Annotated in this window: 21 protein-coding genes; 5 read left to right on the top strand and 16 right to left on the bottom strand. The window is 62.0% G+C overall.

Features of this window, described 5'->3' with window-relative positions:
- From hutU to ftsY, 9 genes are all read right to left on the bottom strand, one after another.
- Positions 1 to 1,704, bottom strand: coding sequence for a urocanate hydratase (gene hutU, locus AB5Y47_RS10920; RefSeq protein WP_103244106.1), 1,704 nt, complete (start codon positions 1,702 to 1,704; stop codon positions 1 to 3).
- Between the two features lie 45 nt (positions 1,705 to 1,749).
- A complete protein-coding gene (hutG, locus tag AB5Y47_RS10915; protein WP_201933872.1) occupies positions 1,750 to 2,688 on the bottom strand; it encodes a formimidoylglutamase in 939 nt (312 codons plus the stop codon).
- Positions 2,681 to 3,916, bottom strand: a complete 1,236-nt coding sequence (hutI, locus tag AB5Y47_RS10910) for an imidazolonepropionase (RefSeq protein WP_201933874.1) — start codon at positions 3,914 to 3,916, stop codon at positions 2,681 to 2,683. Before hutI ends, hutG begins: the two co-directional genes overlap by 8 nt.
- A 156-nt stretch (positions 3,917 to 4,072) precedes the next feature.
- Positions 4,073 to 4,777, bottom strand: coding sequence for a histidine utilization repressor (hutC, locus tag AB5Y47_RS10905; protein ID WP_041212197.1), 705 nt, complete (start codon positions 4,775 to 4,777; stop codon positions 4,073 to 4,075).
- 10 nt (positions 4,778 to 4,787) lie between these two features.
- Positions 4,788 to 5,447 (bottom strand): carbonate dehydratase, encoded by a 660-nt coding sequence (gene can / locus AB5Y47_RS10900; RefSeq protein WP_010672606.1) that lies wholly within the window; start codon positions 5,445 to 5,447, stop codon positions 4,788 to 4,790.
- A 127-nt stretch (positions 5,448 to 5,574) separates the two neighbouring features.
- Positions 5,575 to 6,429 (bottom strand): RNA polymerase sigma factor RpoH, encoded by an 855-nt coding sequence (gene rpoH / locus AB5Y47_RS10895; protein ID WP_029313526.1) that lies wholly within the window; start codon positions 6,427 to 6,429, stop codon positions 5,575 to 5,577.
- A gap of 452 nt (positions 6,430 to 6,881) precedes the next feature.
- Positions 6,882 to 7,835, bottom strand: coding sequence for a permease-like cell division protein FtsX (gene ftsX, locus AB5Y47_RS10890; RefSeq protein ID WP_029313524.1), 954 nt, complete (start codon positions 7,833 to 7,835; stop codon positions 6,882 to 6,884).
- Positions 7,835 to 8,503: a cell division ATP-binding protein FtsE gene (gene ftsE, locus AB5Y47_RS10885; RefSeq protein WP_010672603.1), complete on the bottom strand. Its 669-nt coding sequence runs from the start codon at positions 8,501 to 8,503 to the stop codon at positions 7,835 to 7,837. Before ftsE ends, ftsX begins: the two co-directional genes overlap by 1 nt.
- Before the next feature lie 222 nt (positions 8,504 to 8,725).
- On the bottom strand, positions 8,726 to 10,504 hold the full coding sequence (gene ftsY / locus AB5Y47_RS10880) for a signal recognition particle-docking protein FtsY (RefSeq protein ID WP_216944792.1): 1,779 nt from the start codon (positions 10,502 to 10,504) through the stop codon (positions 8,726 to 8,728).
- A 110-nt stretch (positions 10,505 to 10,614) separates the two neighbouring features.
- Here ftsY and rsmD point away from each other — a divergent pair, with 110 nt between their 5' ends.
- Entirely contained in the window at positions 10,615 to 11,244 is a 630-nt protein-coding gene (rsmD, locus tag AB5Y47_RS10875) for a 16S rRNA (guanine(966)-N(2))-methyltransferase RsmD (RefSeq protein ID WP_045522974.1), read from the top strand.
- A 108-nt stretch (positions 11,245 to 11,352) separates the two neighbouring features.
- A complete protein-coding gene (locus AB5Y47_RS10870; RefSeq protein ID WP_010672600.1) occupies positions 11,353 to 11,667 on the top strand; it encodes a DUF1145 domain-containing protein in 315 nt (104 codons plus the stop codon).
- A 33-nt stretch (positions 11,668 to 11,700) separates the two neighbouring features.
- Here the strand turns inward: AB5Y47_RS10870 and AB5Y47_RS10865 are convergent, their stop codons facing one another.
- A complete protein-coding gene (locus tag AB5Y47_RS10865; RefSeq protein ID WP_041212194.1) occupies positions 11,701 to 12,066 on the bottom strand; it encodes a YijD family membrane protein in 366 nt (121 codons plus the stop codon).
- Positions 12,067 to 12,085: 19 nt separating this feature from the next.
- Positions 12,086 to 12,706, bottom strand: a complete 621-nt coding sequence (gene fabR, locus AB5Y47_RS10860; protein ID WP_010672598.1) for an HTH-type transcriptional repressor FabR — start codon at positions 12,704 to 12,706, stop codon at positions 12,086 to 12,088.
- Positions 12,707 to 12,855: 149 nt separating this feature from the next.
- On the opposite strand from fabR, the gene AB5Y47_RS10855 reads away from it, so the two are divergent.
- Entirely contained in the window at positions 12,856 to 13,974 is a 1,119-nt protein-coding gene (locus AB5Y47_RS10855) for a fatty acid desaturase (RefSeq protein WP_161646815.1), read from the top strand.
- Between the two features lie 468 nt (positions 13,975 to 14,442).
- Here AB5Y47_RS10855 and AB5Y47_RS10850 read toward each other — a convergent pair whose 3' ends face one another.
- Positions 14,443 to 15,696 (bottom strand): phosphatidylserine/phosphatidylglycerophosphate/cardiolipin synthase family protein, encoded by a 1,254-nt coding sequence (locus AB5Y47_RS10850; RefSeq protein WP_368220228.1) that lies wholly within the window; start codon positions 15,694 to 15,696, stop codon positions 14,443 to 14,445.
- 75 nt (positions 15,697 to 15,771) lie between these two features.
- On the opposite strand from AB5Y47_RS10850, the gene AB5Y47_RS10845 reads away from it, so the two are divergent.
- Positions 15,772 to 15,933, top strand: a complete 162-nt coding sequence (locus tag AB5Y47_RS10845; RefSeq protein WP_010672595.1) for a hypothetical protein — start codon at positions 15,772 to 15,774, stop codon at positions 15,931 to 15,933.
- A 5-nt stretch (positions 15,934 to 15,938) separates the two neighbouring features.
- Here the strand turns inward: AB5Y47_RS10845 and AB5Y47_RS10840 are convergent, their stop codons facing one another.
- The 3 genes from AB5Y47_RS10840 to tatA form a co-directional block, all read right to left on the bottom strand.
- The gene (locus AB5Y47_RS10840) at positions 15,939 to 17,360 is read right to left on the bottom strand and encodes a transporter substrate-binding domain-containing protein (RefSeq protein ID WP_368220227.1); all 1,422 of its coding nucleotides are present in this window, start codon (positions 17,358 to 17,360) and stop codon (positions 15,939 to 15,941) included.
- A 216-nt stretch (positions 17,361 to 17,576) separates the two neighbouring features.
- Positions 17,577 to 17,879 carry a YfcZ/YiiS family protein gene (locus tag AB5Y47_RS10835; RefSeq protein WP_010672593.1) on the bottom strand — a complete coding sequence of 101 codons (303 nt, stop codon included), beginning with the start codon at positions 17,877 to 17,879 and terminating at the stop codon, positions 17,577 to 17,579.
- 10 nt (positions 17,880 to 17,889) lie between these two features.
- Entirely contained in the window at positions 17,890 to 18,054 is a 165-nt protein-coding gene (gene tatA, locus AB5Y47_RS10830) for a twin-arginine translocase TatA/TatE family subunit (protein WP_010672592.1), read from the bottom strand.
- A 292-nt stretch (positions 18,055 to 18,346) separates the two neighbouring features.
- On the opposite strand from tatA, the gene AB5Y47_RS10825 reads away from it, so the two are divergent.
- A complete protein-coding gene (locus AB5Y47_RS10825) occupies positions 18,347 to 19,324 on the top strand; it encodes a LysR substrate-binding domain-containing protein (RefSeq protein WP_010672591.1) in 978 nt (325 codons plus the stop codon).
- A 60-nt stretch (positions 19,325 to 19,384) separates the two neighbouring features.
- Here AB5Y47_RS10825 and AB5Y47_RS10820 read toward each other — a convergent pair whose 3' ends face one another.
- Positions 19,385 to 19,984, bottom strand: a complete 600-nt coding sequence (locus AB5Y47_RS10820) for a YhgN family NAAT transporter (protein ID WP_010672590.1) — start codon at positions 19,982 to 19,984, stop codon at positions 19,385 to 19,387.
- Positions 19,985 to 20,040 lie beyond the last annotated feature (56 nt).

Below are 20,040 nucleotides of genomic sequence, written 5' to 3'. Positions count from 1 at the left end.
TTATTTCACCCCTTTGCCGGTGGCGTCGATCATCGGCAGATCCAGTTTCGCCTCAACGGCACAGTTGATGGCAATCTCGTAGCCGGCGTCGGCGTGACGCATCACCCCGGTGGCCGGGTCGTTGCGCAGCACGCGGCCGACCCGCTTGGCGGCATCGTCGGTGCCGTCACAGACGATCACCACGCCGGAGTGCTGGGAGAAGCCCATGCCCACACCGCCACCGTGGTGCAGGGAAACCCAGGTCGCGCCGCCGGCGGTGTTGAGCAGGGCGTTGAGCAGCGGCCAGTCGGAAACGGCGTCGGAACCATCCATCATGGATTCGGTCTCGCGGTTCGGGCTCGCCACCGAGCCGGAGTCAAGGTGGTCACGGCCGATGACGACCGGAGCCTTCAGCTCGCCATTCTTCACCATCTCATTGAAGGCCAGGCCCAGGCGCACCCGATCCTTGACGCCAACCCAGCAGATCCGCGCCGGCAGGCCCTGGAAGGCGATGCGCTCGCGGGCCATGTCGAGCCAGTTGTGCAGGTGGGGATCGTCCGGGATCAGCTCTTTTACCTTCTGGTCGGTCTTGTAGATGTCTTCCGGGTCGCCGGAGAGCGCCACCCAGCGGAACGGGCCAATGCCCTCGCAGAACAGCGGGCGGATGTAGGCCGGCACGAAGCCCGGGAAGTCGAAGGCATTCTTGACCCCCTCTTCCAGCGCCATCTGACGGATGTTGTTGCCGTAATCGAGCGTGGCGGCGCCGCGGGATTGCAGGGTCAGCATGGCTTCGACCTGACGGGCCATGGAGCGGCGAGCCGCCACGTTGACCTCGTCCGGTGCGCTCTTTTGCAGATCGCGCCATTGGGCCACACTCCAGCCCTGGGGCAGGTAGCCGTGTACCGGGTCATGGGCGGAGGTCTGGTCGGTCACCACGTCCGGCGTGATGCCGCGAGCCACCAGCTCGGCGAAGACGTCGGCGGCGTTGCCGAGCAGGCCGACGGAGACGGCGGTGCCGCTGCGTTTGGCCTCCTCGATCATGGCCAGCGCCTCATCTAGGCTGTGGGCCTTCTTGTCGACGTAGCGGGTACGCAGACGGAAATCGATACGGGTCTCGTCGCACTCCACGGCGATCATGGAGAAACCGGCCATGGTGGCAGCAAGGGGCTGGGCACCGCCCATGCCACCCAGGCCCCCGGTCAGGATCCAGCGGCCTTTGGGCTCGCCATTGAAGTGCTGGTTCGCCACCGCGAAGAAGGTCTCGTAGGTGCCCTGCACGATGCCCTGGGTGCCGATGTAGATCCAGGAGCCAGCAGTCATCTGGCCGTACATCATCAAACCCTTTTTATCGAGCTCGTTGAAGTGCTCCCAGTTGGCCCAGTGGGGCACCAGGTTGGAGTTGGCGATGAGCACCCGCGGCGCATCCTTGTGGGTCTGGAACACCCCGACCGGCTTGCCGGATTGCACCAGCAGGGTCTGATCGTCCTCGAGCCGGGTCAGTACCTCGACGATCTTGTCATAGCAGGCCCAGTTGCGGGCGGCGCGGCCGATGCCGCCGTACACCACCAGGGACTGGGGATGCTCGGCAACATCCGGATCCAGGTTGTTCATCAGCATCCGCAATGGCGCTTCGGTGAGCCAGCTCTTGGCGGTCAGCTGGGTGCCGTGGGGAGCACGGATCACGCGGCTCGGATCGTGGCGGGGATCCTGGTGTTGTACAGACATAGACACTCCTTGTTTAGCGATGCAGTCAGGCGGCGCGGTGCGCCACTACTTGGTCAACTGGTGAACCAGGCGCGCGGCCACGCGGGCACTGCGGTTGTCCTGATCCAGGTTCGGGTTGTACTCAGCCAGATCGGCGAGCCTGAGCTTGCCGCTGGCCCGGATATGGGCGATAAGCGGTTCGATGACCGCCAGCTCCACGCCGCGAGCGGCGGGAGCGCTCACTCCCGGCATCACCGCCGCCGGCAGCACGTCGAGATCGATGGTGAGATAGAGGTGGTCGCAACGGGCTATGAAGGCATCCAGCCCGCCTAGCAAGACTGGCAGCTCGGTCGGCGTCATCGCCTCGTCCAGCACGTGCCAGACTCCCAGCGCCTCGGCGCGGGCAAAGAGCGCCGCGGTATTGGCGGTTTCAGCCACCCCGAGACAGGCATAGTGAAAGGGGGTGCCCTGGGCAGCGCACTGCTCGGCAATCTGGAAGAAGGGGGTGCCCGAGCTCGCCTGCTCCTGTTTCATGCGTAGATCGAAGTGGGCGTCGAAATTGATGATCCCGACCCGCCCTTCGCCACCAAGATGACGGTTCAGGCCGCTCCAGCTGCCAAACGCCACCTCGTGGCCGCCTCCCAGCACCAGGGGGAAGTGCCCCTGATCCAGCGCACTCGCGACCCGCTCGGCCAAGCGCCCGTGGGCGGCATCGAGATCGCCGTCCTCACAGGCCAGATCCCCGCCGTCATAGACGGGGGCTCCCAGATGCCAGGCCGTGTTGGTCAGCAGCTTGCGCACCGCCAGCGGTGCACCGGCCGCACCGACCCGCCCCTTGTTGCGGCGCACCCCTTCGTCACAGGCAAAGCCGAGCAGCACCACGCCGGGTTCGCGATTCCCCTGCCAGGGTTGCACCCTATCGTGCCAGCGCAGGGCCAGCTCGCCGTCTTCGGGATCCTGACGCCCCTGCCAGACCGACATGTCGATCCCGTTGAACTTATCCATGAAGGGTCTCCTCCCCGTTGACCACACGGCTCACCAGCTGATCGACACCGATGAGGTAGCTGAGCTCGGCCGGATGGCCGCAGTTCCAGACAAGGAAATCCGCCAGCATGCCGACCTTGAGCTGCCCCAGCCGTTCCTGCTCACCGAGCGCCCTGGCGGCGTGGCGGGTCACCCCGGCCATGGCCTCCACCGGGGTCAGGCCAAACAGGGTGCAAGCCATGTTCATGGCCATGCGCAGGGAGACGATGGGGGCCGTGCCCGGGTTGATGTCGGAAGAGACAGCCATGGGTACCCCCGCCTTGCGCAAGGCGGCGACCGGGGGCAGCTTGGTCTCCTTGAGGAAATAGAAAGCGGTGGGCAGCAGGGTGGCGACCACGCCACGGTGGGCCAGCGCCTGGATCCCGTCCTGATCCAGGTACTCCAGGTGATCCACAGAGAGGGCGCCGAAGTGGGCGGCGAGCGTGCTGCCCCCCAGGTTGGAGAGCTGATCCATGTGCCCTTTCACCGCGAGGTTGTACTGATCCGCCGCCAGATAGACCTGCTCGGTCTGGGCAAGGGAGAAGCCGATGTGCTCGCAGAAGACATCCACCGCATCCGCGAGACCTGCCTCGGCCGCCGCCGGGATGATCTCCTGGCAGATGGTCTCGACCCAGGAGTCGGGATCGTCGCGATACTCCGGCGGCACCGCATGGGCCGCCAGCAGCGTGGTCTTGACCCGGATGGGTTGCGCCTCTCCCAGACGACGGGCCACCCGCAACATCTTGAGCTCGTCTTCCAGGGTGAGGCCGTAGCCGGACTTGATTTCGACTGTGGTGACCCCTTCCCGGATCAGGGACTTGATCCGCGGCAACGCCAGCTCATAGAGCCGCTCCTCGCTGGCTGACCGGGTGGCGCGCACCGTGCTGATGATACCGCCCCCCTTGCGGGCAATATCCGCATAGGGGACTCCCTTCTGGCGAAGTTCGAACTCTTCGGCGCGGCTGCCGGCGAAGATGAGGTGGGTGTGACAATCGATAAGACCGGGGGTGACCAGCTTCCCCTTCATGTCCTGCCAGGAGGCGGCATAGGGGCCCTTGAGATCCTGCATGGGGACCAGAGCGTGGATCTTGCCATCCCGCACGCCAAGGGCATGGGGCTCCAGCAGGCCGTAGTCCGCCAGATCGGGGCGCAGGGTGGCGGGTGTCACGTTGAGCCAGACCCGCTCGCAGTTCAACAGTTCCTTGTTCATACCGACCTCTAAATGTATATACAATAATTTATAGCCGATCTCTGAAAAGAAAGGAAGGATCAAGTTCACATCTTGATAACAGCGGCTTTATTAGAGTGTAAGCACAAAAAAGCCCACCGAGAGGTGGGCTTTTAAATGCTTAATTTGTATATACAATTATGCGAGGCGCGTCTTGGAGCTCAGCTTGTAGCGGGAACCCGGCGACAACAATCTGGCATAGGAGACCAGACAGCCGTCTGACCAGGTGCGCCGGTGCAGCAGCAGGCAGGGGGTGTCGACCCTCACTTGCAGCAGTCCGGCTTCACCAGCACTCGGCAACACGGCTTCTACCACGTGCTCCATCTCGGAGAGGGGGCAGATCTCCATCAGATAGCTGTTTGGCGTCTGCTGGGTGAAATCCTGCTCGCCATAGCCGGGCAGTCGCTCGGCATCGACGAAGCGCTCCTCCAGTTGCAGCGGCTCCCCATCGGCCTGATGGACGATGAGGCTGTGAAAGGTGGGCGCCCCGACCCGCAGGCCCAGACGCACCGCCACTTTCTCGTCGGCGGCCTGACGTTGCAGCCGGATCACCCGCGCGCTGTACTCGCTGCCCCGCTCGGCGATCTCGTCTGCAATATTGCGAATCGCCAGGAGCGGCGACTCGGTACGCCTGTCGGCCACGAAACTGCCGGATCCGGCGGTGCGCACCAGCCAGCCTTCGGCCACCAGCTCACGCAGCGCCTTGTTCACCGTCATGCGGCTCACGGCAAACTGCTCGCACAGGGCGGCCTCGGTCGGGATCCGGTCGCCCGCCTGATAGTGGCGTTCGCGGATCCCGTCCAGGATGTGCTGCTTTATCTGAAGGTAGAGCGCAGGAGCCACCGGATGGTCCTCAGCGGCGACGATGGGGCGGACGCATGTCCGGCCAGGCGCGATAGACGTCCGGGATCTGGTCAGGGCCGCTGATGCAGAGATCGAGATCGTGCAGCAGGCCATCCTTGATGCCGTAGATCCAGCCGTGCACCGCCAGCTCCTGCCCCTTGCGCCAGGCATTCTGGATGATGGTGGTGTGACAGACGTTGGCGACCTGCTCGGCCACGTTCAGCTCGCACAGGTAGTCGAAGCGCTCGTGCTCATCCTCGATGGCTTCGAGCTGTTCGCCGTATTTGAAGTAGACGTCCTTGATGTTGCGCAGCCAGTTGTCGATGAGACCCAGCTCCTGGTTCTGCATCGCAGCCTTGACCCCACCGCAGCCATAGTGGCCGCAGACGATGATGTGCTTCACCTTGAGCACCTCCACCGCGTATTGCAGCACCGAGAGGCAGTTGAAGTCGGTGTGCACCACCAGGTTGGCGACGTTGCGGTGGACAAAGACGTCCCCCGGCAAGAGCCCCATCAGCTGGTTGGCGGGAACCCGGCTGTCGGAACAGCCGATCCAGAGGTACTCGGGTGCCTGCTGGGCGGACAGGGTAGCGAAGAAATTGGGATCCTCGGCCTTGATCCGTTCCGCCCACTCGCGGTTGTTGGTAAACAAGTCGTTCAACAGTTTCACTTCTGCTCTCCCTACTGTGGCAATGGCGGCAACATACCATACACAAGGGTAACCAAGGCAAGGCCGACCAGATCCCCGCAAAACAAAAACAGGGCCATCAGGCCCTGCTTCTTACCGGAGGAGGCCGTCAGGCATCCATGGCATCTTTCAGCTTCTTGAGCGCGTTTTTCTCAAGCTGGCGCACCCGCTCGGCCGAGACGCCGTAAGTATCGGCCAGCTCCTGCAGGGTGGTCTTGCTCTCGTCATCGAGCCAGCGGGCACGGATGATGTGCTGGCTGCGCTCGTCCAGGGTCGCCATGGCCGCACTCAGACGACGGGTGGCATGGCTGTCCCAGTTGTCGTTCTCGATGTTCGCGGCGAGATCGGAAGATTTGTCTTCCAGATAGTGCACCGGCGCGAAGCCACCCTCGTCTTCATCGTCACCGACCAGATCGAAAGCCTGATCGTAATTGCTCATGCGCGCTTCCATCTCGGTGACGTCGGCAGCGGATACCCCGAGGTCGGCAGCCACGGCCTGCACTTCTTCGTGGTTCAGCCAGCCCAGACGCTTCTTGGACTTGCGCAGGTTGAAGAACAGCTTGCGCTGGGCCTTGGTGGTCGCCACCTTGACCATGCGCCAGTTGCGCAACACATATTCGTGGATTTCGGCCTTGATCCAGTGCACGGCGAAGGAGACCAGACGCACGCCCACGCTCGGGTCGAAGCGTTTGACGGCTTTCATCAGGCCGATGTTGCCTTCCTGCACCAGATCGGCCTGAGGCAGGCCATAGCCGGAGTAGCTCTTGGCCACGTGAACGACAAAACGCAGGTGCGACATAACGAGCTGGCGTGCAGCTTCGAGATCGCCATCCTGCTGCAGACGCATCGCCAGTTCGCGCTCTTCCTCTGCGCTCAGCACAGGGATCGAGTTGACGGCCTGGATATAGCCTTCCAGACTACCTTGCGGAATCAGAGCCATAGTGCGTTGCAATGAAGTTCCCATGTTCTACCTCTTACTTTTCAATCGAATCAGTCTAACACCCTGAGAAGACGTGTCTACCGACCAGGTATCATTCTGCGTGCTGCATCATACATCACCCCAGCATGAACCCGGCCTATCTTAGGCTGACGGCATGAATCATAAATGAACAGTCAAAAAAAAGGGGTCACAGTAAAGGACCCCTGAAAAGTAGCATGCTAAGTCCATTGTTGCGGAGCTCGCAACCTTCACATGCTTGCCAAGTCAGACGAGCAAGGCATAGGGGCCATACCCGTATTCATTCTGTTGCAGTCAATAGACCATTGATAAATCAAAAGGTTCAGAGGATCCACATATGATCCTCGGCGCAGACACCATTCAGATTACTCTGAGAAAGTGGCCCGTGCCAGAAACGGGCCACTCTTTTACTTGATCCAGTTCGCAAAATCCAGCGCTTTAAAATGCTGACAAATTAATCAGGACGGTTCTATGTCGCGAATGTGCCTGTGCACCGAGAACCAGGAGGCGATCAACCCCAGCAGGGCGCCCAGCAGTATGAGATTGAAGCCGTCGAACGCCCCCATCCCCACCAGACGAAAGTTGCTGTTGTAGAGCCCCGCCAGCTCCTTCACCACCCCCTCGCTCCAGATCACCATCACCTCGGTCAGCCACCAGGCCAGCATGCCGCCGATGACCCCGAACCAGATGCCCGTATAGAGGAAGGGACGGTGGATGAAGGCATCGGTCGCACCCACCAGCTTGAGCACTTCAATCTCGGAACGCTGGTTGAGGATATTCAGGCGCAGGGTGTTGCCCACGATCAGCAACACGGCGGAGAGCAGCAACACCGCGATACCTGTAATGGTGTGGCGCAGCAGGTTCATGATCCCCTGCAACCGGGTCAACCACTGCAGATCCAGCTTGCCCTGCTCGATACCGGGCTCGTTCTCCAGCTTGGCAAGCAGCTCGGCGGCCCCTTCCGGATTCTGCCAGCGCGGATCCGGGATCACGCTCAGCACCGGCGGCAGCGGGTTGCTGTCCAGATAATCCAGGGCATCACCGAAACCGGAGATCTCCCGAAATTCCCTGAGCGCCTCGTCACGGTTCATATAAGTGACGGACTCCACTTCCGGATAGAGCAGGATCCGCTGCTTCATGTCCAGGATGCTCTGCTCCGGCAGATCCTTGCGCAGATAGAGGGAGATCTGGGAGCTGGTCTGCCAGCTCCCCTCTACCACTTCGGCATTCTTCAGCAATACGTGGAAACAGGAAGGCAGCGCCAGACTCACGCCAAGCACCGCCAGGGTCATCAGGGAGGCGAGCGGGTTGCGCCACAGCTCACCCAGGCTGGCAAAGGCCTGACGCACATGATCCACTCCATACATCATCAAACGACGCAACGGCGGCTGTTTATGACGAACAATAGCCATCAGCGATCCTCCCCGGACGAATACATGCGACCCGCCTTGAGGGTCAGGGTGCGGTAGCGCATCCGGGCGATCAGCCCCAGATCGTGAGTGGCAATCAGCACGGAGACGCCGAAGCGGTTGAACTCCTCGAACAGGCGCATGATGTCCATGGAAAGTTGGGGATCCAGGTTGCCGGTCGGCTCGTCCGCCAGCAGCAGCGGCGGTTTGTTGACGATGGCGCGGGCGATGCCGACCCGTTGCTGCTCACCACCGGAGAGCATGCGCGGCTGGTAGCGCTCCTTGCCGAGCAGCCCAACCTTGTCCAGCGCCGCCGCCACCCGCTTGTTGATGTCCCCATGGCTGTAGCCATCGATCACCAGGGGCAGGGCGACGTTGTCGAACACGGTACGATCCATCAACAGGCGGTGATCCTGGAAGATCATGCCGATCTGGCGGCGCACGTAGGGGATCTGACTGCGCTGGATGTGGCTGACGTCATCGCCGTGGAAGAAGACGCGGCCGTCGGTCGGCCGTTCCATCACGCTGATGAGCTTGAGGAGGGTACTCTTGCCCGCCCCCGAATGGCCGGTCAGGAAGGCCATCTCCCCCTTGCGCAGGTGAAAACTGACCTTTTGCAGCGCTTGATGACCGCCACTGTAGACCTTGCTGACCTTGTCAAAACGAATCATAACGGTTCCCTGAGATTGACAAACCCCGACCGGGATAAAGCAAGGGGCGCTCACTCCCCCGTACCGGCACAACACCTGGATGACAACACCGGTCACAAGCATGCCACATGTCACCCTTGCCTGGATGAGCCATGCCTGCGCCCTCATAGTGACATACCCCGACCGGAGTCGGGGTATGGAACACGTGCTTGTCACGGCCGGGCCGACTCATGTCAGCCGGATTTATTCTTCGCGGCTGAAGAGCGCCTCGATAAAATCGTTGGCGACGAACGGGCGCAGATCGTCGATCCCCTCGCCCACCCCGATGTAGCGGATCGGGATCTGGAACTTGTCGGCCACCGCGAAGATGACACCACCCTTGGCAGTGCCGTCCAGCTTGGTGAGGGTGATGCCGGTCAGGCCCACCGCCTCGCTGAACAGCTTGGCCTGGCTCAATGCGTTCTGGCCGGTGCCTGCGTCCAGGGTAAGCATGATCTCGTGGGGCGCCGCATCGTCCAGCTTCTTCATCACCCGCACCACCTTCTTGAGCTCCTCCATCAGGTTGCTCTTGTTCTGCAGGCGGCCGGCGGTATCGGCGATCAGCACGTCAGCCCCGCGGGAGCGGGCAGCCTCGATGGCGTCATAGATGACGGAGGCGGAGTCGGCACCGGTGTGCTGGGCAATCACCGGAATGTTGTTGCGCTGACCCCACACCTGCAGCTGCTCGACCGCAGCGGCACGGAAGGTATCGCCAGCGGCCAGCATTACGCTCTTGCCCTCGGCCTGGAACTGTTTGGCCAGCTTGCCGATGGTGGTGGTCTTGCCGACGCCGTTCACACCGACCATCAGGATGACGTAAGGCTTCTTGCTGGTGTCGATCACCAGGGGCTGCTCGACCTTGGCCAGCATCTCGCCCATGTCCTGTTTGAGCAGACCGTAGAGCGCCTCGGCGTCCTTGAGTTGCTTGCGATCCGCGTGCTGTACCAGCCCCTCGATGATGCGGGTGGTGGTGTCGACGCCAAGATCGGCGGTCAGCAGCTGGGTCTCCAGCTCTTCGAACAGATCGTCATCGATCTTCTTGCCACGGAACAGGCCGAAGAAACCGGAACCGATATTCTCCCTGGTACGCACCAGGCTGCGCTTGAGGCGGGCAAAGAAGCCCTCCCGCTGCGGCTTCTCCTGAGTGTCGTCGTCCACCTTGGCGGCCAGTGGCAGAGCGGCCAGCGCGGCGGCCTCAGCCTCCATCGCGGCGACCAGACGCAAATCTTCCGCTCGCTGGGCCTCTTTGGCGACACGGGCTTCCTCGGCAGCCTGAGCTTCGGCGGCAATACGGGCTTCTTCTGCGGCGCGAGCCTCGGCGGCAATACGGGCTTCTTCCGCGGCAAGGGCTTCGGCAGCGATGCGAGCCTCTTCCGCAGCGCGGGCCTCGGCAGCAATACGGGCTTCTTCTGCGGCGCGGGCTTCGGCAGCGATGCGAGCCTCTTCCGCAGCGCGGGCCTCGGCGGCAATACGGGCTTCTTCTGCGGCACGAGCCTCGGCGGCAATACGGGCTTCTTCTGCGGCGCGAGCTTCGGCGGCAATACGGGCTTCTTCTGCGGCACGAGCCTCGGCGGCAATACGGGCTTCTTCTGCGGCGCGAGCCTCGGCGGCAACACGGGCTTCTTCTGCGGCGCGAGCCTCGGCGGCAATACGGGCCTCTTCCAAAGCGCGGGCTTCGGCGGCGACAATGGCTTCTTCTGCGACCTGAGCTTCGGTTGAGATCAAGGCCTCATTGACGATGACGGGCTCAAGCTCGCCCTCCGGCTCTTCCACAACCAGGGGGCCTTCGTCAGGGCCACTCAGCGGCGCTTCGGGCTTGGCGGTGGGGGCATCAGCCGGGGCAACATCGGCGACAGGCGCGGGAACAGCGGCGGCCTCCGACTCGACTACCGCCGGGGTAGCGTCGGGCGCCTGCGATGGAACGGCCTCAGCCTCTTCTTTCTTGCGGCCGAAACCCAGCCAGGAAAACAAACCTTTTGCCATCTAAAAATACTCACATCAAAGGCTGACTGCTAAGATAGCCGTCCCTCGGCGGGTCGGCATAAAAATGAACCGCCTTATACTATCACTTTATTTTCTGACGACGAAACGCGATGCCCAGAGTGAAATCCAGCCGTAACAGCCCGAGCAAGAGCCCGGCCCCCCAGGGGCGAGCGGGCGTGGTACGAATCATCAGCGGTCAATGGAAGGGGCGCAAACTCCCCGTCAGGGATGTGGAAGGGCTCAGACCCACCACGGATCGCGTCAAGGAGACCATCTTCAACTGGCTGGCTCCCCACGTGCGCGGTACCCGCTGCCTAGATCTGTTCGCCGGCAGCGGCGGGCTGGGGCTGGAAGCCTTGTCCCGCTATGCCCAACAGGTCACCCTGATCGAGATGGACAGAGGCGCCGCCGACCAGCTCAAGAAGAACCTGACGACCCTGGGCAGCAGCCAGGGGCAGGTGATCCAGGCTGATGCCGTGAGCTGGCTGCAAGGCACGGCCACCCCCTTCGATCTGGTCTTTCTGGACCCACCGTTTCGTCGCGAGCTGCTGCCCCAAGTGTGCGAGCTGCTCGAGCAGCGCGGCTGGCTGGCATCCGATGCCCTCATCTATCTGGAGCGGGAAAAAGAGATGGCCGATCTGGCTCTGCCCGCCAACTGGAAACTACTCAAGGACAAGCAAGCTGGTCAGGTCTGCTATCAGCTCTATCTGCGGGACACCAAGCATGACGCTGCTGTTTAAAGGGGAGATGGGTACAGTCCCCTTCTCCGTCAATTTGGACAACGGCTCAAGGACAAGCAGGTCGATCACATCAGGTCTGCTATCAACTCTATGTACGGGAGGTAAACGATGAAGCGGGTGTTTAATCTGTTGGCGATGGGGGTGCTGCTGTTCTTCTGGTTCGGTGTGGCACTCGCCCTGCTGGGCACCCTGCCGGGCAAACTGAACGGCTTTCTGCCTGTGTGCGGCGTCATCGTGATATTGATGCACTGGGTACAGGCCAGCATGATCAAGGCGGCTTGCAAACCCTACTTCGCGGTCACTCGTCTCGAATTCACCCAGGTGCTGATCTTCGGGGTGTTCGGCATGATGGATATCCGCACCAAGCTGCAGGCCATCATAGACGCTAGGAAGAAGGGAGAGACCCCCCCCAGGGCCGACTAGGCCACCCCCGGCCCGACCAGAAGGAGTGATTCGTCACTCCTTCTGCGTTTTTCCGAGGCTGATTCCCAGCTTGATGGAGAGGGCGGCGAGCAGCAGCAGCATGGCAATGAGGGAGAAGAAGTTGCTGCCAAGCTCGGGGTACTGCACCTTGACCAGGGCAGAATGGCCGAACACGCCGATAAAGAAGCAGAGCAGGATGCAGCTGGGTGTGTTGCCCACCATGGGCTCATGGCGATAGTGCTGATAGAGCTGGCTGGCCGCCAGCAACAGGGCGATGAGGGGGTAGAAGGAGAAGGGGACGACCGACTCCATCAAGGCCGACAGGAAGGCATCGCCACAGATACCGATCAGCAGGGCCAGCACCAGGGGCTTCTTCGGAATCGCGTTCGGTTCATGCATGAGGCTGTCCATCCTTGCGTTATGTGAGAGATTCGTGGCGCTTGCGGTTCTGCACCTCGGCGCCCATGGCGATCATCCGCAGCTGGCTGATGGTCCGCTCCGACAGTGCCTTGCACTCTTCCGGGGTCATGTCGAGGGCGTCTGCACCGGCGCTGAAGACGATGGTCACCATGGCCTCCGCCTGGATATAGGCCTCTTCCCGTGGCGCCTGCGTGGTGGCTTCCAGATAATCGGTCAGCTCGGCGATGAAGTGCTGGATCTCCCGAGCCACCGCCTGACGGAATGCAGCCGAGGTGCCGGAGCGCTCGCGCAGCAGTAGCCGGAAGATGTTCGGGTTGTTTTCGACGAATTCCATGAAGGTCTGCACCGAGGTGCTGATGACGCTGCCACCACCGGCAATGCGCTGGCGCGCCTGGCGCATCAGTTGGCGCAGGGTCAGCCCTCCCTCGTCCACCAGCGTCAGCCCCAGCTCTTCCATGTCCCTAAAGTGGCGATAGAAGGAGGTCGGCGCTATGCCCGCCTCTCTGGCCACTTCCCGCAGGCTGAGGTTGGAGAAACTGCGGTTGGCGCAGAGTTGACTGAACGCCGCCTCGATCAGCGTACGCCGGGTTTTTTCTTTTTGTTGCGCGCGAATACCCACGAAAACAGTCACCTTGAGATTAGCGAGGCCAGATGATAACCCGAAGGCGGGGCCGGGATCAGGTTTGTCTCCGACTTTTTTACCATTGACCCGCATTCCGGCTCAATGGAGAATAGTGAACAGCTGTTCGCTGAAAGGAGCCGAGTGAAATGGACCGCCCCCCGATCATCATGACCAACACCCTGCTGTTCGCCCTCTCCGGGCTCACGGCACTGATAGCGGTCCCCTGGTATGGACTGAGCCAGGGCTACGACCTATGGCAGTGGCTCTGCTTCCTGCTGCTGTTCTGCTATTGCGGCATCTCCATCACCGCCGGCTACCACAGGCTCTGGTCCCACAAGGCCTACAAGGCACACCCGGCCCTGCAATGGATCTTCGCCATCGGAGGCGCGCTCGCCCTGCAGAACTCGGCGCTGCACTGGTCCTCGGATCATCGCCGCCACCACCGCCACGTGGATGACAACCAGAAGGATCCCTACAGTGCGGGTCGCGGCTTCTGGTACTCCCACATCGGCTGGATGCTGCGGGAATACCAGCGCGATACCTACCACGACTACAGCAATGTGCGCGACCTGCAAAACAACCCCGTGGTCGCATTCCAGCACAGGCACTATCTGGCCCTGGCTCTGGTCACCAACATCGGCATTCCGCTGCTGCTCGGCCTCTTGCACGGGGATCTGCTCGGTATGTTGCTGCTGGCCGGGGTGCTGCGCATGGTGATGACCCATCACACCACCTTCTTCATCAACTCCCTGGCCCACATCTGGGGCAGCCAGCCGTTCACGGATCGCAACAGCGCCCGGGACAACGGCATCCTGGCCTTCTTCACCTTTGGCGAGGGCTATCACAACTTCCATCACCTGTTCGAGAACGACTACCGCAACGGCATTCAGTGGTGGCAGTTCGATCCCACCAAGTGGCTGATCCGCACCGCCGCCTGGTGCGGGCTCGCCAAAGACCTGAGATCCTGCCCGGAGGAACGCATCGAGCAGGCCAGGCTGGAGATGCAACTCAAGCGCGCCCAGGCCAGAGTGCACCAGCAGGACGACAGGGAACGCTGGCAGGCACTGCTGCAGGAGGAGTACGACAAGCTGAGCCTGCAGATCCAGCTCTACTATGCCAACCGCAAGTCACTGCTGGAGCAGCGCAAGCGCACAGCCCTCGCACGCTACGACAGGCTCAGGCTGCAACTGGAGTACCGCACATTGCGAGACGGTTTCCTCGTTGCCAAGCGCAACTGGAGTCGTCTGCTGGCGGGCCTCGCCTGATCGCCGAGACATCACGCAAAAGACCGCCAGCAGGCGGTCTTTTTGATTGAGCAAACGGACGGCGGCATAAAAAAATGGGGCAACATTCGCATGTCACCCCCTCGCAAATAGCATGTTCCATATTGGGCTCCCGCAACCACGGGGGTCTGTCTGGAATCACGGGTTTCCGCTCCCGATCCGCCTCGCCTGCCGGAGCAATCCGGTTGGCCCATTTCCCCTGTTGCCGTCACCCACACGGCAGACCAGCCGCCGTGTTTGTCCTTGCACTCGAGATACTACGCAGTTAAATAAAATAAAAAACCGTTCTACACGCACCTCTATGCAGTCGAGGATCCTGGATTGTTACGGCGCTATCAATATAAATCGATTAAAAACAATACGATGCAATCCAGTCCCGTTTTTGGATGGCAAACGTTATCCTCGAAGGCGCACAAGGCTTTGCGAGATCTCGCACAAGGCGGATCCCACTCACAACCAACGGTGCAAAGGTAACCAATCGCTCAATTGCGCCAGCAGGCGCCGCCATGCAGAAGGGGACACCGCCACCGGGTGCACGGCCTGCTGCAACCAGCCATCGATGAGTTGCTGCAACTCGTCGCACAACCTCGGGCTATGGAGGTGCAGCATCAACTCGGTGTTGAGCATCAGGGAGCGGGGATCCAGGTTGAAACTGCCGAGCAGCGCCTCCTCCTTCCCCATCAGGATCAGCTTGGCATGCAGACTGAACGCCTCCGTCGTCAGCTCGAACAGGTTGACCCCCTGACGCTCGAGCCAGGGGCGGTGACGTCGATAGGCGCCATAGACCAGGGGCACGTCCGTGCTGGCCAGGGAGTTGGTCAGGATCTCGATGTCGACCCCCTGCCGTCGCTGCCCCTTGAGCCGGCGACGCAGCCCCCGTGTCAGGATCAGGTAAGGGCTCACCAACCTCAGGGCCCCCTGATTGCTCGCCAGCATGCGTCCCAGCAGGGGCGCCGTGGTCGGCCGGGCGACCAGCCCCTTGCCGGGGCGATCGAACCAGCACCGCCCTCGCCCGGGATGCCAGCAAAGGGGAACGGGGCACTCATCAAACAGAGTGGCCGGCAGATCATAGGCGGCCGCCATGGCGGGGTCGGTCAGGGTCAGCAGGAAGTCATTCAGGGCCCGGGTTTCGGCTGGCAGCAAGGGGCGTCTCAACAGACGACGGACCGGGTGGCTCCAGCGACTGTGCCAGAACAGCGCGAACCCCTGCTCGGCCTGCTGACAGAGGGGGCCGCGGCAGACCAGATCCAGGTCGATGAAGTGAGGCGGCATCCCCAGCCCGAAGTAACGATCACCGATGTTGCGCCCGCCGATCACCGCCTGGCTGCCATCCACCAGCAGCAGCTTGTTGTGCATCCGGTGGTTGATGCGGCGAAAGCTCAGCACCCCTTCCAGCAGCAGGGTCAGAGGACGCCAGCCCCGCAACCAGAAGGGGTTGAACAGGCGCACCTCGATGCCCGGTTCCGCCGCCACCGCCTCCAGAAAGCGGTTCTCCCCGCCGTAGAGATCGTCGATGAGCAGCTGCACCACCACTCCGCGCCGGGCCGCCCGCACCAGCTCCGCCAGCAGCAGCTTGCCGCTGCCGTCCTCTTCCCAGCTGTAATACTGGGCGAGGATCCGGTGGCGAGCCTGGCGGATCAACTGGCATCGGGCTTTCAGGGCGGCGCCGGGATCGGCGAGCAAGGCAAACTCGGCGGGGATCAAGGGTCATCTCCCTGTCATCTGGTGGTGGCATAACCCAGACAACCGCCCCAATAGCCCAGTGTCAAGGAGCCGATGATGGAACTGCGCGACCACCCCTCCCTCAGTCAGAGACCTCATGCCAGCCAACCGGATCCCACCCCGGCCAGGCTGTTGATGCCCTGGTACCAGCAGCACCGGGATCTGGGCTGGGAACCCCTTGCGCAGCATCACGAGGATCCCCTCCCCGGCCAGCATTGACAGGCTCAGGGCTGCACCGCCTCGATGGCCTCTGACTTGCCCTCCAGCTGGGGCAGGCTGAAACGGTAGGCCACGTAGTATTTGTAGATGGTGCCAACGTAGTTGATGGGCCCCTGGCCCACGTCGTTGGCCACCAGCTGCTCCACATTGCCGAACCAGACATTCGGATCCAGCCCCTTGTCGGCCGCCTTGGCCTGCAATGCCTGGACCCGGTTCGGACCCGCATTGTAGGCGGCCAGGGCGAACAGATGGCGATTGAGCCTGTCCATCCCGGGATCATTGAAGTAGGTGTCCAGGATGAGCCGCATGTAGCGACAGGCCGCCTCCACATTGCCCTCCAGACTGGTGAGTCTGGCGCCGCGGATCCCCACCTCCTTGCCGGTGCTCGGCAGCAGCTGCATGATGCCGACGGCCCCCCGGTGAGAGCCGACATTGGGATTGAGCCCCGACTCCTTGTAAGCCAGCGCGGCCAGCATCAGCCAGTCCAGCTGATACTTGTCCGCCTGGGCCTCCAGTACCTTGCGAATGGTCGACAGGCGCCCCAGCGGATCCGGCGCCAGTATGTTGCTCATGCGGTCGCTGTGCGCCAGCAGGCGGCGCAATGTCATGTCACTGTAGAGGGTCCGCTTGCTCGACTCCGAGATGTAGGCGTTCACCGCCTTGAGCAGCTCCGGGCTGTTGTTGCGCAGGGCCCAGGCGCTGCGCCCCTTGTCCCGCAGCGGTATCAGCCTGTGGGCCTTGAGACCGCCAATCATGTCGAGCCAGATCCGCCCCTTGAAGCTGTCGGTGACCGTCAGCGGAATGATCCCGGCTGACACCATCTCCAGCAGGTCCCCGTCCTGCAGGTATTCGGGAACCGTCTCGATGTAGACCGGGGGCAACCCCAGCTCCCGAAACAGCCAGTTGAGCTGGTGCAGGCTCTCGAAATAACTGGAGCTGGCTCGCACCCAGATCCGCCGGCCGGACAGCTGGGTGATGCGATTGAAGGCAGGGAGCTCCCGCTGGCTCACCACCCACTCCTCGATGGGGGCGATCAGCGGCTGGGAGAAGGTCACCTGCTCGCGCCGGGTGGGAGTGACCGTCAGGTTGGCGGCCACCAGATCCCCGCGCCCCTCGGCCAGATAGTCCAGCAGCTTGTCCTGGCGCACCGGGATATAAATGATCTTGAGCTTGAGCTTCTCCTTGGCCAGGTAGGTCTGGTTCAACCAGCGCTCGAATCCCTGAAGCTGATTGACCAGGATGCCGTACTGGGCTCCCTTGTCGAAAAAGAAAAACCCCCGCTCATAGACCACCAGGGCCCTGAGCTCTTTTTTTTGCAGGATGTGTTCGAGATCACCGGCCTGGGGCAGCAACTGCGGCTTGAGATCCGCCGCCAGCAGAGGGAGAGAGCAGAGAGCCAGCAGGGCCCAGATCCATCGCCGCATCATGATTTAACCACCTCGCTGTGGGCCGGTGCGCACCGTCGGGTCTGTCAGAGAAGGCGCCTGCGCCAAGTCATGGGGCGTCGCGGGATCTTCTGCCGATCGGCGCATGCCGGACGGAAAACGGATCGTCCGTGGGATAACTCACTATACAACGCAAAGGGAGGGAAAAAGCGAGGGGCAGAGCAAGACGGCAGGCAAGCCTGCCGTGTCATCACGATCTCAGAGGGAGCGGGCGCGCATCTCGAAGATCAGCTTCTCGGCGGTGCAGGTGAATTGCAGGCGGGCCTTCAGGATCACGCCATCCGGGCCCCGGCTCAGCTCGCTGCTGCTTTTGGCTTCGGCAGTGACCTGCTTGGCCAGCGCCTCGTAAGCTGCAAATTTCTCGCGGGCGTCGGCTTCTGCAGCGGCCTCGATCACCAGCTCCATGACGTCGTCACCTTCGCCGATGATGGTGCCAATTTCGGCGAAACAGCCGCAACTGTCACAGGTCTCGTTCAGTTCCACTTTCTCGTCTACAGACATACGTTCACTCCTACTTATTCCGGATATTGTCATCGTCGCGCAAGGCGTTGCGAAAATCCCTGATGGCAGTGCCCAGATCCTCACCGGCGCCAGCCAGGCGTTTGCTGCCAAACACCACGACGACGACCACGAGCAGGATCAGCAGATGCCAGATATGAATGCCACCCAGTCCCATAGGGAGACTCCTGACTGTTAGATACCTGGAGGTTGTATCAAAAGAAAGCGTATCGATTGTTGGGCAAAATCAAGGCAGGTGCAAGTTGGCGAAAAAATCGCGCAAAAACGGCGACGAGGCGCAAAAAAATACGGCGACCATGGGCCGCCGTATGAGTCGGTGCTACTTGTCCCCTCAACCGCTACATCCTGTACCAGCCGCCACCAGGGCGAGAGACCCGTCGAGCATAGGATCGCCAAGATATGAAAACAAATGGTATATATTCATCTAGGAATTGAAGAGGATTCATATCATGTTGCTGGAACAGCTTGCACGCATAGACCTTAATTTGTTGATAATCCTGCAAGTCTTGCTGGAAGAGCGCAACGGCAGCCGGGCTGCACGCCGTTTGCACCTGAGCCAGTCCGCCGTCAGCAAGGCCCTCGGACGGTTGCGGGAGACCTTTGACGATCCCCTGTTCGTGCGCTCGGCCTACGGGATGGATCCCACTCCCCGCGCCCTGGATCTCCAGCAGCAACTGCAGCCCATACTGCTCTCCCTGGACAACCTGATCCAGCCGCCGGACTTCGATCCCGCCAGCACGGAGCGGGAGTTCGTCATCGCCAGCATGGACAGCGCCTTCACCCTGTTTGCCCCCCTCTACCTGAGCGAACTGAAGCGTCAGGCTCCTGGCATCCGCCTGCGCTACGAGGAGTGGACCGAGCACAGCCTGACCGAGATGAGCCAGGGCCAGGTGGATATCGCCTTCACGGTGCGGGAGAACTGCATCAATTCGGATTTTCGCCTCGACACCCTGCCCAACGCCATCTGCCAGCGATTGCTCACCATCGACGATCTCACCTGCCTGGTGCAGCGGGATCACCCTGCCTTGCAGGAGCCCGAGTGGGATCTCGCCCGTTACCTCGCCTACCCCCATGTGCAGACCTACTGCGAAGGGCGGGATCGCTGGATGCTGGATCACAAGCTGGCGGAGCAGGATCTCTATCGCCGGATCGAGGCGACCGTGCCCTCCTTCGAGGCGGCCCTGCGCATGGGCATGCACTCGGACATGATAGTGACCCTCTCCCGCCTCTACGCCCGCCACGCGACCCAGGTCTATCCCCTGGTGCCGCTGCCGCTGCCCATCGCCCTGGACAGCATCTCCCACCTGCTCATCTGGCATCAGCGCCACGAGGAGGATCCGGGCCACCGCTGGCTGCGGGAGACCCTGCTCGCCCTCATCATGGGCAAGCTGGAAACCTCGGCGGACGGCCCGGCCGCTGCCGCCTGACGCGCAAAAAAAACGGGGCTCAAGAAGCCCCGTTTCACGTTGACATCAGCATTCGCCCCGTCAGTTCTGACCCGTCACCGCCAGATAGTGGTGCACCCCGTCCAGCAGCATCTGCACCGAGATCATCACCAGCAGCATGCCCATCAGCCGCTCCACCGCGGTGAGTCCTCGCTCACCCAGCAGCTTGTTGAACAGCTCGTAGAACATCAGGATCACGGCGCTGGCCCCCCAGGCCATCAGCAGGGCCAATGACCAGTCCACCATCCGGGTCGGCTCCTGGTTGGCCAGAAGCAGCAGGGAAGCCAGGATGGAGGGGCCCGCAATCATGGGGATGGCCATGGGCACCAGGAAGGGCTCCTCCCCCGCCGCCAGCCCGGTCACGCCACCGGGGCTCGGGAAGATCATCTTGATGGCGATGAGGAAGAGGATGATGCCCCCCGCGATGCTGACCGCCTCCTGACGCAGGTTGAGGAAGCTCAGGATCTGCTGACCGGCGAACAGGAAGCCCATCATGATCACCAGTGAAAACAACAGCTCCCGCAGCATTACCTTGCGTCGACGCTTGGGGTCGACATGGCGCAGGATGGAGAGGAAGACCGGCAGGTTGCCCAGCGGATCCATGATCAGAAACAGCATGACGGCAGCGGAGAATGTGTCCATAGAGCGCCCGGGCAGAACCTTTCAACAAGAGGGGAAGGAGGGCGAAATATAACAAA

It is taken from the genome of Aeromonas sp. R7-2 (assembly GCF_040908105.1).
GTDB lineage: Bacteria > Pseudomonadota > Gammaproteobacteria > Enterobacterales > Aeromonadaceae > Aeromonas > Aeromonas caviae.
This window is presented reverse-complemented; position numbering and strand designations above follow the sequence as displayed.